16 protein-coding genes are annotated in these 14,273 nt (G+C 45.8%); 7 read left to right on the top strand and 9 right to left on the bottom strand.

Annotated features, from left to right (window positions below):
- Positions 1–20 precede the first annotated feature (20 nt).
- Positions 21–782 (bottom strand): 2,4-dienoyl-CoA reductase, encoded by a 762-nt coding sequence (gene fadH, locus LCM00_RS15855; RefSeq protein ID WP_224903895.1) that lies wholly within the window; start codon positions 780–782, stop codon positions 21–23.
- Between the two features lie 234 nt (positions 783–1,016).
- Between fadH and LCM00_RS15850 the strand changes: the two genes are divergently transcribed.
- From LCM00_RS15850 to LCM00_RS15830, 5 genes are all read left to right on the top strand, one after another.
- Positions 1,017–1,883: a metallophosphoesterase gene (locus LCM00_RS15850; RefSeq protein ID WP_224903893.1), complete on the top strand. Its 867-nt coding sequence runs from the start codon at positions 1,017–1,019 to the stop codon at positions 1,881–1,883.
- A gap of 65 nt (positions 1,884–1,948) precedes the next feature.
- Positions 1,949–2,461, top strand: coding sequence for a L,D-transpeptidase family protein (locus LCM00_RS15845; protein WP_224903891.1), 513 nt, complete (start codon positions 1,949–1,951; stop codon positions 2,459–2,461).
- A gap of 203 nt (positions 2,462–2,664) precedes the next feature.
- Positions 2,665–3,285, top strand: a complete 621-nt coding sequence (locus LCM00_RS15840) for a helix-turn-helix transcriptional regulator (RefSeq protein ID WP_224904109.1) — start codon at positions 2,665–2,667, stop codon at positions 3,283–3,285.
- Positions 3,286–4,563: an MFS transporter gene (locus LCM00_RS15835; protein ID WP_224903889.1), complete on the top strand. Its 1,278-nt coding sequence runs from the start codon at positions 3,286–3,288 to the stop codon at positions 4,561–4,563.
- A 161-nt stretch (positions 4,564–4,724) separates the two neighbouring features.
- On the top strand, positions 4,725–5,189 hold the full coding sequence (locus LCM00_RS15830; protein WP_224903887.1) for a YkyB family protein: 465 nt from the start codon (positions 4,725–4,727) through the stop codon (positions 5,187–5,189).
- A 378-nt stretch (positions 5,190–5,567) separates the two neighbouring features.
- Here the strand turns inward: LCM00_RS15830 and LCM00_RS15825 are convergent, their stop codons facing one another.
- Together LCM00_RS15825 and LCM00_RS15820 are read right to left on the bottom strand one after the other, a co-directional pair.
- Positions 5,568–6,473 carry a chemotaxis protein gene (locus tag LCM00_RS15825; RefSeq protein WP_224903886.1) on the bottom strand — a complete coding sequence of 302 codons (906 nt, stop codon included), beginning with the start codon at positions 6,471–6,473 and terminating at the stop codon, positions 5,568–5,570.
- Between the two features lie 93 nt (positions 6,474–6,566).
- Positions 6,567–7,904 (bottom strand): MFS transporter, encoded by a 1,338-nt coding sequence (locus tag LCM00_RS15820; protein ID WP_224904107.1) that lies wholly within the window; start codon positions 7,902–7,904, stop codon positions 6,567–6,569.
- A gap of 272 nt (positions 7,905–8,176) precedes the next feature.
- Between LCM00_RS15820 and LCM00_RS15815 the strand changes: the two genes are divergently transcribed.
- On the top strand, positions 8,177–8,773 hold the full coding sequence (locus LCM00_RS15815) for a TetR/AcrR family transcriptional regulator (protein WP_224903884.1): 597 nt from the start codon (positions 8,177–8,179) through the stop codon (positions 8,771–8,773).
- Between the two features lie 35 nt (positions 8,774–8,808).
- On the opposite strand, the gene LCM00_RS15810 is transcribed toward LCM00_RS15815, so the two are convergent.
- Entirely contained in the window at positions 8,809–9,279 is a 471-nt protein-coding gene (locus LCM00_RS15810; protein WP_224903881.1) for a DinB family protein, read from the bottom strand.
- Between the two features lie 123 nt (positions 9,280–9,402).
- Positions 9,403–9,936 (bottom strand): RDD family protein, encoded by a 534-nt coding sequence (locus LCM00_RS15805; protein WP_224903879.1) that lies wholly within the window; start codon positions 9,934–9,936, stop codon positions 9,403–9,405.
- A gap of 240 nt (positions 9,937–10,176) precedes the next feature.
- Between LCM00_RS15805 and LCM00_RS15800 the strand changes: the two genes are divergently transcribed.
- Entirely contained in the window at positions 10,177–11,331 is a 1,155-nt protein-coding gene (locus tag LCM00_RS15800) for an aminotransferase A (RefSeq protein ID WP_224903877.1), read from the top strand.
- Positions 11,332–11,398: 67 nt separating this feature from the next.
- Here LCM00_RS15800 and LCM00_RS15795 read toward each other — a convergent pair whose 3' ends face one another.
- From LCM00_RS15795 to LCM00_RS15780, 4 genes are all read right to left on the bottom strand, one after another.
- Positions 11,399–12,277 (bottom strand): NAD(P)-dependent oxidoreductase, encoded by an 879-nt coding sequence (locus LCM00_RS15795; RefSeq protein WP_224904105.1) that lies wholly within the window; start codon positions 12,275–12,277, stop codon positions 11,399–11,401.
- Between the two features lie 184 nt (positions 12,278–12,461).
- Positions 12,462–12,920, bottom strand: coding sequence for a hypothetical protein (locus tag LCM00_RS15790; RefSeq protein ID WP_224903874.1), 459 nt, complete (start codon positions 12,918–12,920; stop codon positions 12,462–12,464).
- A gap of 121 nt (positions 12,921–13,041) precedes the next feature.
- Positions 13,042–13,824, bottom strand: coding sequence for an SDR family oxidoreductase (locus tag LCM00_RS15785; RefSeq protein ID WP_224903872.1), 783 nt, complete (start codon positions 13,822–13,824; stop codon positions 13,042–13,044).
- 260 nt (positions 13,825–14,084) lie between these two features.
- Positions 14,085–14,273: hypothetical protein (locus LCM00_RS15780; protein WP_224903858.1), on the bottom strand; the 189-nt coding region annotated here is incomplete at its 5' end.

The following is a 14,273-nucleotide window of genomic DNA, read 5'->3' as shown; positions in this document are numbered from 1 at the left end:
GCCGCTGTTGTCATGCACATTCAGAAAGGATGCTGGTTGAGCCATTGGCCTCCATCCATTGAAATGCATTCACCATTAATATAGGCGGCATGTTCAGAAAAAAGGAAAAACGCAAGCTCGGCAATTTCCTCCGGCTTTCCAAGCCGCCCTAAAGGGACACTGTTCAAGGTTCTTCTTGCTGCTTCCTCTGACTCCCAAAGCTTATCTGCACCGCCAGTCCTTTCTATGGGCCCGGGTGCAATCGCGTTAACCCGGATGCCATACTTCCTGCCCCACTCAACAGCGAGCGTCCTTGTCATGGAAAGGACTCCTGCCTTAGCAGCCGCCGAGTGGATCACCCCCGGTCCGGCATCCCAGGCATAAGTAGCCACCATGTTAATGATGCTTCCTTTAATGCCTTTTTCAATCCAATACTTCCCGATTTCACTGCTGCAGTAGAATGTTCCATTCAGCACGATATTAATGACGGAATTCCACCCATTGGCACTCAAGCTCTCTGCCGGGCAAATGAAGTTTCCTGCAGCATTGTTGACAAGAAAATCAATGCTGCCAAAGGTATCATGTGCTTTTTGCGCCATCGCTTTAACATGCTCAGGCTCCCTGACGTCCATTTGAAAAGGAAGCACTGCTCCTTTCGTTTCGATCTCCTTTTTAGCTTCCTCCAGCTTTTCCATATTGCGGCCGGTGATCATCACATTAGCTCCTGCTTCCGAGAATCTTTTAGCCATATATTTACCCATCCCGCTAGAACCGCCGGTCACGATGACTGTTTTGCCTTCCATTATAATCCCCCTTAAAATGAATGGTCGTTCATTATTCTATTTTAACACATTAAGAGAATTTTCTAATATTTTTTGAAATAAAATTATTATTAGAAAAAGATTTGGGTTAAATACCAATAATTTTCTTCAATGTCAGCTTGTTCTTCTCTATGCTGCGAATTGCCGCCTTCTTTTCCTTGCTCTTGTCTGATAGTATAAATACGTATATTCATATATAGATAGGCTGGTAGATATATGACCAAAAAAATATCACGAAGATCATTTTTGAAAACAGCTGCCGGATCTCTTTTAACAGCATTGGCGGCAGGTTCTGGAAGCTATTACTATGCACGTGAGATTGAACCGAAGTTACTGGAAACGGCTGTTCATAGAATAACAGATCCAACCATCCCGCAAGCCTTCAATAATTTCAGGGCCGTCCAGTTCAGCGACACCCATATAGGCTTCCAGTACACGCTCGGCCAGCTTGAAAAACTCGCCGGCAAAATAAACAGTCTGGAGCCGGATATCATCCTTTTTACCGGGGACCTGATGGATGAGCCCAATAAATTTATGCAGGCAGAACAGATTGTCTCACTCCTCAAGCAGCTGAATGCCCCTTTCGGCAAATTTGCTGTCTACGGCAACCATGACCATGGAGGATACGGATCCGATATATATAAAAATATCATTGAAAAAAGCGGCTTTAAGCTCCTGCTCAATGAATCACATCAGGTAAAGCTTGGAGATAGCAGCATTTATATAGCCGGAGTTGATGATGCCATGCTCGGAAGGCCTGATTTGAAAAGAACGGCAGAAAGCATTCCGGAAGGACACTATAGCATCCTCCTGTCACACGCTCCCGACCTGGCGGACAAGGCATATGAAAATTACTTCCACTTCCAGCTGAGCGGCCACAGCCACGGCGGTCAGGTTAAGATTCCGTTTTTCGGTGCACTGGTCACCCCGCCTTATGGACAAAAATATTATGAAGGCTTTTATACAATCGGAGAAAAGAACCCTTTGACTCTTTATGTTAATCGAGGGCTCGGCACTACGAGGCTTCCATTCAGATTCCTGTCCAAACCTGAGCTTACGCTTTTTACTTTCCATTCCTCCTGAGCAGACAGCTCTGTTCAGGAGGAAAAATACAGCTGCAGGAGCATATACTGTAATAAACCCTGTGAATGGAGTGGCTGCTTATCTACCATACAGTAAAGCAAGGTGAAACCCTGGCAGGCATCTCAATGGACTACCGCCGCCCGATTGCCCAGTTATTGGCTGCAAACCCGCAAATCAGCAATCCAAATCTTATTTATCAAGGGCAAAAAGTGATGATTCCCGGACTTCCTGAGCCTTCTTCAATTCCATATTCGATCAGCATTACGTTATCCTCCCGCCGCTTGTCTCTCTTTAAAAATAGAATCCTGCAAAAAAGCTATCCTGTCGGCATCGGCAGGATGCTTACCCAAACACCGCCCGGCGATTATGTAATCGTTAACCGCGAACCCAATCCTGGCGGGCCTTTTGGGCTCATGTGGCTCTCTTTATCAAAAGCAGGCTACGGAATACACGGAACCAATAATCCCGCCTCCATCGGCAAGCAGGTTTCCAAAGGCTGTGTGCGCATGTATAACCAGGATGTGCTGGAACTTGCCGGAATTGTACCAAATGGAACAAGGGTTATGATCAGAAATTGAAAGAACCCCATTCTGCTTAAGATTGCAGGATGGGGTTTTCCATTTTGATCGGGAATATTGGCTGCCCGTATTTTTTCTATTTATCCTTTCAGCCTGGCAAATTATCAAGCAAATCAAAAAAATATAGAATGCCTATTGTGATTTTCTTCCGCTCGATGTATCATATTGATATATCAAAATGATACATCAATATGATATATGGAGTGATTCTATTGTCAACTGAACACAGCTTACTTGCAGTTCTAAGCTTTTGGCCCAGCTCAGGCTATGATATTAAATCAGAATTTGAACATAAAGCTGCCGGCCTTTATTGGGGCATGAGCTATGGAAGCATTTATCCGAAGCTGAAAAAGCTGGAGGAAGAGGGCTATGTATTTTCAATGGAAAAAGAGGAAAACGGACGGAATAAAAAGCTGTATGAACTGACGGAAAAAGGCTGGCAGGAGTTTGAAGAGTGGCTGTGCACCCCGCCTGCATACCCGGCCATCAAAGATGAACTGTTCATGAAAATGAGCACCTGGCACAAGGATATGGATACCCGCCATTTAATCAGCCATCTCGAAAAAAGAAGACGCGAATCCGAAGATATCCTCGGTTTTGTGAAAGAATGGCCAAGGAACGGAATTTCCTATATCAGCAGTATAGGCATGCTGACGATACGCTATGCAGAGATGCGGCTGGAGACAGAACTGAGATGGATAGACGAGAGCATATCGATATTAAAAGCCGGAGAACTGCCGGAAGGCCAGGACCCAACCGGTGCAGAGAAAAAATTGCTGGCCAGGCGCAGGGATTCGCTTGGACTGAAATCGGAGGAAGAATAAATGAAAAACGGCATTTTCTCCCCTTTAAAAGATAAAGCCTTCCGTTCCCTTTTCGGGGCGCAGATCTTTTCTGATTTAGGTAATTGGCTCGATCTCGTAGCATTGCAGGTCATTGTTGTCTATTACTGGGGGCTTGGCGAATCTGCCATTGCAGCCGTTATCATCACTCTTGGAGTTCCCTGGGTACTGATCGGTCCGTTTGCAAGTGTGTTTGTTGACAGGCTGCCTAAGAAAGCTTTGATGATGGTTTGTATGTTCTGCAAAATTTTATTCGTCGCAGGCCTTTTCTGGTCGCCTAATCTGTATGTGCTGCTATTGTTTGTCTTTTTAAAAGGAACTGCAGCTGCTCTTTATGACCCGGCAAGGCAAAGCATGATCCGTGCCATTGTGGCAGAAGATAAGCTGCCGGAGGCTGTCACACTGAGCCAGCTGTCAGTGAACACCATGAAAATTGCCGGCCCAGCACTTGGCGGCCTTCTGATGGCACTATTCGGAACGAAGAGCCCCTTTATTTTTGAAGCGGCCGGTTTCCTGGTCAGCATTCTCTTTTTAGCCTCCCTCCCTGCATTTAAAGGAGTGCCTGCAGAAGAGGAAGCGGCCGAAAAGACCGGGAATGAAAAGGGTGCAGGATATTGGAAAGATTTTGCCTCTGGCATTAAGCATATCGCCAACACAAGACTCTTGAAAATTTCCATCCTTTTGTCTTCTGTGGCTTTCTTCATCATTTTCCTATATGATGGACTGTTTATTTTTGTTGCAAAAAATCTCGGCTTTACGCAAGAAAGTTTCACCTTCCTGATCAGTGCCGTCGGCCTGGGGAGTGTTGCCGGATCACTGGCACTCGGGAAATGGACTTTCTGGAAAAAAGGCCCGATCCATTTAATGTCTGCTTCGGCATGCTTCAGCGGACTTTTTATTATCCTGGTCGGATTGGGCAGCTTCGGCATCCTTAACTTCCCTCAAATTGTCTGGCTTGCAGGCGCCTTCCTGCTCGGCTTCTTCGGAGCAGGAGAAGCCGTGCCATATGGTTATGTGCTTCAGTCCGAAACACCGCAGAATATGATGGGCAGGGTATCAGCGGCAGCTATGGGCCTGCAGACCTTCTCCATGCTGATCGCCCCTGCTGCCGGAGCACTTCTGGCCAAATTATGGGGGGTATCTTATGTTATGGCAGGTGCCGGAAGCGCCACCTGCCTTATGGGAGCCATAGTGCTGCTTTACGTTCTGAGGAAGCTGAAAACATCAGCTCCGGAGAAAGCAATCAGCCAATCACTCTGATAAAAACGATATATCATAATCTTTCCAAAAACCAGAAGGAAGAGGTATAATGAATATATCTCTTCCTCTGGCAGATTTATGGAAGACATGACTTTTAATCTGCGGAAAAAGCTGGTACAATGTTTTCTATTATGTTTAACAATTAGAAAGGAGCCAAAACATTGAATTCGGACAAGAGTCAGCCCCCCCGGTTGCATCCAACGGTTGAAAACCTCTCTCAAGCCATCTTCACTGTGAACCGCCATGCGAAAACAGCAACAAACCCTAAATTTTTATATAAACTGAAGCATGAAGCAATCCTGAAGCTGATCAAAAACGGAGATGCCCGTAAAATCGGCCTTCACTTTTCCGGGAACCCAAGATACAGCCAGCAGCAATCAGACGTCCTGGTGGAGTGCGGAAGCTATACCTTCCACATCCCTCCTGCCAAAAAGGATTTTGAAGACCTTCCCCATCTCGGGAAGCTTGATTCCTTTGTGCGCAATCCTAAAACCCGGCTTCCCCTCGGACAAGCGAAAAAGCTCCTTTCTTCTTATACAGGACTAAAGGAAGAATCGGAAAACCAGCATGATAAACAGAAGAAATACCAAAAACCAGTATTTAAGAAACTGGGAGAAAGCTATTAAGAAAAGCGGAGGCGGCTTGCCCAGAGCCGACAAGCATAAGACGCGGCAGAATAAAAGGCGTTCTTTGCCTTTAATTCTGCCGTGGCTTATGACTCGAGGCTCTAGCCGCCGGAGCTGGACAGATAGAAAAGCGGAGGCGGCTTGCCCAGATAAAGGAACGCAGGCTAAATACGCCACATCCTGTGGCAACGCCTGCATGACCCACACCCTGTGGGCCCAGCATAAGACGCGGCAGAATAAAAGGCGTTCTTTGCCTTTAATTCTGCCGTGGCTTATGACTCGAGGGGGCTAGCGCCTATTTGAGGATCAAAGACTATAATGAGCCGCTTCCCGCGCAAACAAAAAAAGACATCCGCAGATGTCTTTTTTTGTTTGCCATCATAATGCATGCTTATCGATCAATAATACAAGCTCAGCAATTTCCGGCTTGCTCACCTGGGCGTCTGCCCCTACCATTTGCCCTTTGTGGCGCAGATCATCGGTAATCAGCGAGGAGAAGATAATGACAGGCAGCTCCCCGAAGGACTGGCTTGATTTAATCCGCTTCGTCAAATGATGGCCGTCCATCTGCGGCATCTCTATATCCGTTATGACCAGCTGAACTTCTTCTTTGAGATTCTTGCCTTCCTCTTCCAGCTTCTGAAGATATTCGAGTACATCCCGCCCGTTTTCAAAGAATTCCACGTACTGAAAGCCTGCTTCCGCAAGGGTATCGTGCAGGAGCTTCCGGAGAAGGGGAGAATCTTCTGCAACAATAAGCTTCTTGGTGCTGCGCTCCCTTTCACCAAGCTTTTGCACCATTTGGACATTGATTCCTGATTCAGGGTTGATATCAACTACGATTCTTTCAAAGTCGAGCAATAATACCATGCCGCCATTTATCTTAACGACCCCGATGATCTGGCTCTCAGCTCCCTGATATAGCTCTGACGGCTTCTCGATTTTATCCCATGATATCCGATGGATCTGGGTAACATTCCGGACATGGAATACAACCTTCTGCTGGTTGAATTCTGCCACAATATATTTATCGGTTTCCGGACTCCCGCCCGCGGCAAGCCCGAGAGTCTCCGCTACATTGATGACTGGAAGAACCTCTCCGCGCAGCTCAATGATTCCCTCTACATTTTTGTGCGAACGGGGAATCTGCACAACAGGAAGAGGATTGATAATTTCCTTCACCTTGATGACGTTTATTCCGAACTTATTGCCGCCAACTGTAAACTCGACGATTTCAAGTTCATTCGTTCCGCTTTCTAGCAAAATACCGTTGTTAGATTCCATATTAATCTCCTGCCCTCTTCAAAAAAACTGGTCTCTTCATTTATATCGGCAGGAACCCGTCTCAGTTTAATAAGGCAGCCTTAAATCCAGATATCAGTCCTGCTGCACCTCATCCGGCTGCTGGATTCTTGAATGGACAACAAGGCCGATGATGGTAAGGATCATGAGGGATCCAAGTGCCATTCGGCTGGCAATATCGCCCCAATCCGCAAAAATGAGCGTGATGCTTCCGTAAAGGAGAGGGCCGATGATGGACGAAACCTTCCCGGAAAAGGCAAACAGCCCGAAAAACTGCCCCCTTTTGTGCTCGGGTGTCAGCTCAACAATATACGTCCTGGTTGTCACCCACATTGCTCCCAGGGAAACGCCAAACATGCTTCCTGCTGCCCAGAACATCGCTTCGTTGACAGCAAAAGTGGCTATGATAAGGGCTGCCATAAGCAATATGCCAACATATCTGACAGCCTTGTTCGCCCCCTTAGCTTTCGTGATATAACCGAAAATAAATGAGCCGATGATGCTTGATAAGGTGGACACCAGATAAAGAAGGATGAATTGGCCTGTGGAAAAGCCAATGATTGCTTTTGCATAGATTGCCATCATGGCGATTGTTGTGGCTATCGCATCATTTAAAAAGAAATAAGCAATCATAAAAGTAAAGACCGGCTTATACAGCTTCATCTCTTTGAAGGTTTGATAGATTTCCCTGTAGCCGGACAAAAAAGATTCTTTCTTTAATTTAGCCGCAGGCTTGGGATTATCTTTTACAAAGAAGAAAAGCGGCAGTGAAAATATAAGGAATAAGATCCCGGTCGGAATGAAGGCTTCATGAAAATTGTCATCTCCTATAAAAGGATAGACAGTGAGCCCTACTAATGTACCGATATATCCGACAGCAACCCCAAAGCCGGAAATTAGGGGAATATTCTCTTTGGTCCCTATATCTGTAATCATAGAATCATAGAAAACCAGGCTGGAATGGAAAAAGAACTTGGCTATCACAAAGGACACCACCACGAGCGCCAGGGACATCGGGAGCCCGAATATGGTACTGTCCATGCTGCTTCCTGCAAAAAGCCCCATCAGGATGATGGCCGCCACGGAAATGAGTGTAAATATGACAATGTATTTCTTCTTTCTTCCGGTCCTGTCGATCATGACACCGAACAGCGGTGAAAATAAAACTAAAAAGAAACTTGCTACTGCGTTCGAATAAGAGATAAAAGTGCTGGCAATCTGATCGAGCACCTCGCTCGTCCCGACCACTTCATCCAGATAAAACGGGAAAAAAATAGTATTGATATTGGATGAAAATATCGTATTGGCAAAATCGTATAAAGCCCATGATATAACAGGAAGTGTGAAATACAGCTTCCAAGGGCTTATGCCGCTTCCTGCCTTAGCTGTCTGCTTCTTTTCCAGTGCAGGCATCCTTACAACCCCTTTTTTTCTTTTTTCATATTCTCTTTTTCTTTCCAGTTTCATTGTATACCTGCTTGACCTGCTGGTAAACAGGCTGCAGAGCCCCTTTCTCTTTCATCCCCCTCTCCCCATCCATCATATATTCAATCTCTTAGTACAAAATACCTTTCTTTTTACAATTAATTTACAAAGAAGTACGCTTCATATAAATTTAAGTTTTTCAATAATTATTCAGGACGATTATGGTATAATGACAGGAATTAATTCAAAGGTGGGGAACGATGAGGAGGAAGGAACAAAAAGAACAGACAAAACAGCTTTTATTTGACAGTGCGATCGAGCTATTCAAAAAGCAGGGCTTTCAAAATACGACCGTTCAGCAAATCAGCAATCATGCCGGTGTAGCCAAAGGTACATTCTTTAATTATTTCACATCCAAAGAAGCGGCGCTGCACGCAATCGGATCTCATCAAATAGCTATGCTCAAGGATTTTAAATCAGAATACGAATCCTGTACAAGCACCGAGGCGGCATTTATGGCGCTCTTCAGCAAAATGGCAGCAGTCAATGAAGAATACGGCCCAAATCTGCTTTTATCTATTTTTCATATTATGACGGTCCAGAAAGACTTTCAGCATTCCGAACTTAAAATGACCGGATTTTTCAAGGATTTCCTGGCCAGCATGATTAAGGAGGGCCAGGAATCCAACGAGTTTTCCAGTTCCATAGATGCGGATCCTTTTGCACAGATGATTGTGAACTCTTTCTTCGGAACCCTTTTTCACTGGGTCCATCATTATGAGCAGGAATCACTGGAAGAACTGATGGCCAGTATGGCGGGGCTTTACCTTTTTAGATTGAAGAGCTCTCATTATTAGCATAGCGGCTGATCTCTTTTGGCTATTGGGAGGACTCAGCCGCGGCGGGAATTCAAGAACTGCTCCACCTGCTCTTTATGATGCAAATCATGTTCAGCAAAGTCCATGAAATATTCTCTTGCCGAAATTTTATTGCCGCCAATGAAGAATTCCTTATCCAGGTCGCTGTCATCCAGGCCTTCAAGCAATTGAATGATCCTGGCCCTCGTTTCGGCAAACTGGCGCAGAATTTCCTCTTTGGCGGCCCCGCTTAGGGCGTAAACCTCTGCTTCATCATTGATTTTCTGAAAATCCGGGAAATTGGGCAGCTTAGCCCCTTCTGCAAAGTACGGAAATCTTTCGGTCAAGGAAAACTGATCCCAGAACAGCATATGGCTGATAATAGCAGCCGGCGGCCATTTACCCTCGGCTGTCGGCGCAAGCCATGCCTCATCACCCGCTTCTTTCAGAGAATGAACCCATTCTGAAATCCTTTCATTATGTTCAATCAAATCTTGTTTCTTCAACTGAGATGCACCTCCTCTTACTAGTTAATACATTCAGCGTCTTCCTTATAAAATCCTTTATTACCTATAAAAAAAGGCAGCCGCAATTGCTTGCGGCCCCTTTTTCCCCCAGCATTATTTTTCTCAGTTTCTTACAACAACCGTGCCGGCAATCATATCATGCAGAGCCTGCTTTCTTTCCGTAAAGGCGGCCAAAATAAAGCCGATCAGCAGGATGCCTGATAAAAAAGCCATAGCAAAATATCTGCCAAGCGCTCTCCAGAATGAAATCCTGTTTCCGCGAAGATCAGTCACTTTCAAGCCAACGAGCTTCTTGCCGATGGTGGCCTGCCATTTAGATGCATGCAAACCTGCATAATAGGCTACCGCAATTACTGTACTGATAAGTAAAGTCAGCAGTAAAGCTCCAATGTAGCGGCCGAAAAAGTCCATGGCCTCAGCTTCTGTCATCTCTCCGGAATCCAGATATGCCGGATCAGAGAAGGAAGACATGACTGCATCCGAGGTGCCAAGAAAAGCAGCAAAGATGATAGTTGTTATAATGCCGATTGGAATCCCCACTATGATACCGTCAATCAGGTAGGCCCCGAATCTGAGCCAAAAACCCCCATACTCCTTTTGTTCTGGATAGTTTTGTTTTTCAAATGCTGCCTCCACCAAAATACCTCCCTTACCATTATCAATTCCATGTTAAAGGTTTCCCTGCCGATATTCAATAGCTGATTCATCCTTAAATAAACCATAATTGGAATATCAAACCACCAACTTTTACCCCAAAACTCATCTTGCGAAACAGCCTGCATGGTTACAATTCGTTAAATCTGATAAAATATTGCTATTGAATAGCACAGCTGGGCATCATCTTCTCTCCAGCACTTTCTGTAGGAGGTACATATTTTGGAACATTTGATAAATAAAAGCGTGCAACAAATTGAAATATCGGGCATCAGGAGATTCTTCAATATGGTGGCAGGGACAAAGGACATGATTTCCCTCACAATTGGACAGCCTGATTTCCCTACTCCCCTTCATGTCAGGGATGCTGCAAAAAAAGCGATTGACAGCGGCTTTACATCCTACACCCATAATGCCGGTGATATTAGGCTAAGAGAAGCGGCTGCCTCTTTTGTCCGGCAAAAATACAAGATGGAATATAATGCAGAAAATGAAGTGATTGTTACAACAGGCGCCAGCGAAGCAATCGACATTGCGTTCCGCACCATTCTTGAGGAAGGAGCCGAAGTCATCCTGCCAGGGCCGGTCTATCCAGGGTACGAGCCGATTATAAAGCTGTGCGGTGCAGTACCGGTATATGCCGATATAAGGGAAAGCCGGTTCCGATTTACTGCAGATGTCATCCGCAGGCATCTCAGCCCGAAGACCCGCTGCATCGTTTTGCCTTACCCCTCCAACCCGACCGGCGTCAGCCTTACGGATGAAGAATTAGCAGAAATAGCGGCCCTTGTAAAAGGCAGGGATATCTTTATCCTGGCCGACGAAATATACAGCGAGCTGAACTATGGCAGGCCTCATACATCAATTTCTTCCCTGCTGCGGGAGCAGACGATCGTCATTAATGGGCTTTCTAAATCACACTCGATGACAGGCTGGAGAATCGGCCTGCTGTTTGCGCCGGAATCAATAGCGAAGCATATCCTGAAGGTGCATCAGTATAATGTCACCTGCGCTTCTTCCATCTCCCAGATGGCGGCGCTGGAGGCTCTGACAGAGGGTATCGATGATGCTGTTCCTATGAGGGAAGAGTACCTGTCTAGAAGGGATTATGTGTACGGCCGCCTGGAAAACATGGGGCTTGACGTTGTCAAGCCGGACGGTGCCTTCTACTTTTTCGTTAAAATTCCGGAAAAAAATATCACTTCTTTTGATTTTTGCCTGAAGCTTGTAAACGATGTAAAAGTCGCTTTCGTTCCTGGGAGTTCTTTTTCGGAATTCGGAGAAGGTTATTTCCGCCTTTCCTTTGCCTATTCGCCGGATACGCTGAAAGAAGGGCTGGACAGGCTTGAAGCCTATCTTGGCAGGCTGGACAGGTAGAACTGCAGTAAACCCGCAGTCCAATGACTGCGGGTTTCCTGTTTGATCCTGCCTAAACTGGAATTTTTTATTTTTTCCAATGCTTGTAAAGGGCCTGTGTCCCGCTGTCTTCTTCTCCTTTTTCAGCAAGCTCCCTGTAAAGCGTTTCTGAGAGAGCAAGACCGGGAGTATCCATGCCCATTTGCCTTGCTTCTTCAAGGGCGATATTCATATCTTTCAGAAAATGCTTTATGTAAAATCCCGGCTCGAAGTCTCCTGCAATCATTCTTGGGGCCAGATTGGACAACGACCAGCTGCCGGCTGCCCCTGCTGAAATGCTTTTCAGCACTGTCTCTGGATCCAGCCCTGCCTTTTCTGCATATACAATCGCTTCACTGACGCCGATCATATTGGATGCGATGGCAATTTGATTGCACATCTTCGTGTGCTGGCCCGCTCCAGCCGGTCCCTGGTGTACGATATTGCTTCCAAGCACCTCCAGCAAAGGAAGCAGAGTGTCAAAGTCTTCCTTTTCTCCGCCTGCCATGATGGACAGCCTGCCTTCCTTCGCACCTATATCGCCGCCCGAAACAGGTGCATCAATGGCTTTGAGTCCCTTCTGACGGGCAGCTTCAAAGATTTCTTTGGCTAGAGTGGGAGTAGATGTTGTCATATCAATCAAATAAGAATGTTTTTTCCCATTTGCAATCAAGCCTTCTTCCCCAAGATAAATCTCTTCTACGTCCTTCGGGTAGCCGACGATCGTAATGATGATATCAGAAGCTTCGGCTATCTTCCGGGGGGAATCTGCCCATTGGGCTCCCAGATCCAAAAGCTCTTCGGCCTTGGACTTTGTTCTCGTATACACAGCCAGTGAATAGCCTGCCGCTATCAGGTTCTTAGCCATGCTCTTCCCCATGACCCCTGTACCAATGAAGCCGATGGTTGTGTTTTCAGGTGATACCATTTCCATTCCCCTCTCTGCTTATGTCTGCATCTAGATTGTAGCATATCGGCAATAGATCAGCTTTCCTCAAGTCCTGCTGCTGCCGCTCTCTGACAAAATGACAAAAGACCAGGCAGCTGCTGCCTGGTCTATCCCCAATTTTATGCACGTACAGCTCTTTACCCGCTCAGCAGGAAAGCAAACCTTAAAACTGGGTTGAAAAGTTGGTCAGATAAGCTTCCGCAATGACTTTTTGATCATTATACACTTCGACCGATACAGCCTGATCGCTTGAGATCATCTGTTCAATGTCAGAGGAGAGCAAATCTTGCTGAAGAGGGATAGGATCCATATAAACCATTTTCTCTCCGCCATTTTCTTCAGCTTCCATATACTGTCCATCATATACAGAATCTGCGCCGTAAATAATTTCTTTTGTCCCGAGCGCTCTTGCAAGCCTTTGATTATGTATTAATACCTTTACCTTGAACAGCTCTTCCCCGCTTAAGATCTGGCTGTTAAGCTTAAAGCGGAACTGAAGCTCATTCTGGTTCGTCAAATAAGCTTCTGCATGCCTGTTTACAATCGCCTTTTCGTCTGCAGGCATGCAGCCTGGCAAGATGGCAGCAGACAATAGGAAGAGGAGCGGCACTAATAATTTCATAACACACCTCCTTGCCATTACCATTTCCTATAGTCTGTTATCTTAAACGCCAATTTCCAAAAAGGGAAAATTTTACTATTGCCTCCCATAGAAAAAGCCGGGATTTCTCCCGGCTTTTTCTTCAGATGGATTTAACCATGCCCCCATCCACAAGGAAGGAGCTTCCTGTCATGTAGGTATTTGCATCCGAGGCCAGAAAAACAGCAACCTTTGCAAACTCTTCGGGTGTTCCGTAGCGATTGAGCGGGATGGATTTTTTTGATTTCTCCTTCATCTCCTCAGGGGAGACACCCGCTTTTTCCCCATTCACCTGATCCAGATGCTTTACCCTGTCCGTGTCGATCCTCCCCGGTGCCAGTGTATTCACAAGAATGCCGTATGGAGCAAATTCCTGGGCCAGAGTCTTTGAGAGCCCGACTATCCCTGTCCTGAATGTATTGGACAGCACCAGTCCCGGAATCGGCTCTTTAATGGAGGAAGAAGCGATATTAATGATTTTTCCGCCGTTTTTCTTCAGATAAGGCAGTGCTTCCCTTATATTACGCACATATGAGAGCAGGTTAAGCTCGAATGACTGGAACCATTGTTCATCTGAAAGAGTTTCAAAAGAGCCTGATGGAGGGCCTCCGGCATTATTGACCAGGATATCGATTCCTCCAAAACGTTCAGCTGCAGCTTTTACCATATTTTTAATATCGTTTTCTGAAGTGACGTCTGCGCGAATGAACTCCACCTCACCGCCAAGATTCTCAAGCTCTGATTTAACTTTCCTCAGCTTTGCCTCGTCCCTGCTTGCCAGCATAACATTCGCGCCTTCTTTTAGAAGCGCCTCTGCAATCGCCTTTCCAAGTCCCTGGCTTGAAGCAGCGACAAGCGCCGTTTTCCCTTTTAGATTCAATTCCATTACTCAGCCTCCTGTACATTTAGTTATAGCAACATTATACAGAATATACAGGCAAATTACACAGATGGTGCATCAGGCTCAATGGAGGACCCTGCTTAAAAACGGGCTTTGTGAAATATACAGTTCATTCCTCTGTTTTTCTTTCGTTTGGGAATATCTATCTTCAGTAAAAAAGCTGATGATCATGCTAATCATTTTTATCAGCATCCTTCCGTTTCTTATGTTTTTATTATAAAAACCTGGAAACGGATCAGTAACAATCAAGAGAATGGATTTTGCTCCTCCTCTGGTCTGAATGCTTTCTTCTCCTTACGGCGGAGCTTTATGGACAATCGAGTAGGAGGAACGTCACCGTGCCGACCTCTCACAGCACCGTACGTACCGTTCGGTATACGGCGCCTCGAAAGTTTTATGAAATGATTATTTGTAATGATTTCAAGCCTAGCTGT

The organism is Bacillus infantis, from assembly GCF_020171945.1.
Classification (GTDB): domain Bacteria; phylum Bacillota; class Bacilli; order Bacillales; family Cytobacillaceae; genus Bacillus_AB; species Bacillus_AB infantis_A.
This window is presented reverse-complemented; position numbering and strand designations above follow the sequence as displayed.

Excerpts from the sequence above, each read along its gene's own strand:
- LCM00_RS15815 (WP_224903884.1), top strand. The coding sequence starts at position 8,177 with ATGAGGAGGAAGGAACAAAAAGAACAGACAAAACAGCTTTTATTTGAC.
- LCM00_RS15790 (WP_224903874.1), bottom strand. The coding sequence starts at position 12,920 with ATGAAATTATTAGTGCCGCTCCTCTTCCTATTGTCTGCTGCCATCTTG.
- LCM00_RS15795 (WP_224904105.1), bottom strand. The coding sequence starts at position 12,277 with ATGGTATCACCTGAAAACACAACCATCGGCTTCATTGGTACAGGGGTC.
- LCM00_RS15825 (WP_224903886.1), bottom strand. The coding sequence starts at position 6,473 with ATGGAATCTAACAACGGTATTTTGCTAGAAAGCGGAACGAATGAACTT.
- LCM00_RS15835 (WP_224903889.1), top strand. The coding sequence starts at position 3,286 with ATGAAAAACGGCATTTTCTCCCCTTTAAAAGATAAAGCCTTCCGTTCC.
- fadH (WP_224903895.1), bottom strand. The coding sequence starts at position 782 with ATGGAAGGCAAAACAGTCATCGTGACCGGCGGTTCTAGCGGGATGGGT.
- LCM00_RS15785 (WP_224903872.1), bottom strand. The coding sequence starts at position 13,824 with ATGGAATTGAATCTAAAAGGGAAAACGGCGCTTGTCGCTGCTTCAAGC.
- LCM00_RS15845 (WP_224903891.1), top strand. The coding sequence starts at position 1,949 with ATGGAGTGGCTGCTTATCTACCATACAGTAAAGCAAGGTGAAACCCTG.
- LCM00_RS15820 (WP_224904107.1), bottom strand. The coding sequence starts at position 7,904 with ATGCCTGCACTGGAAAAGAAGCAGACAGCTAAGGCAGGAAGCGGCATA.
- LCM00_RS15850 (WP_224903893.1), top strand. The coding sequence starts at position 1,017 with ATGACCAAAAAAATATCACGAAGATCATTTTTGAAAACAGCTGCCGGA.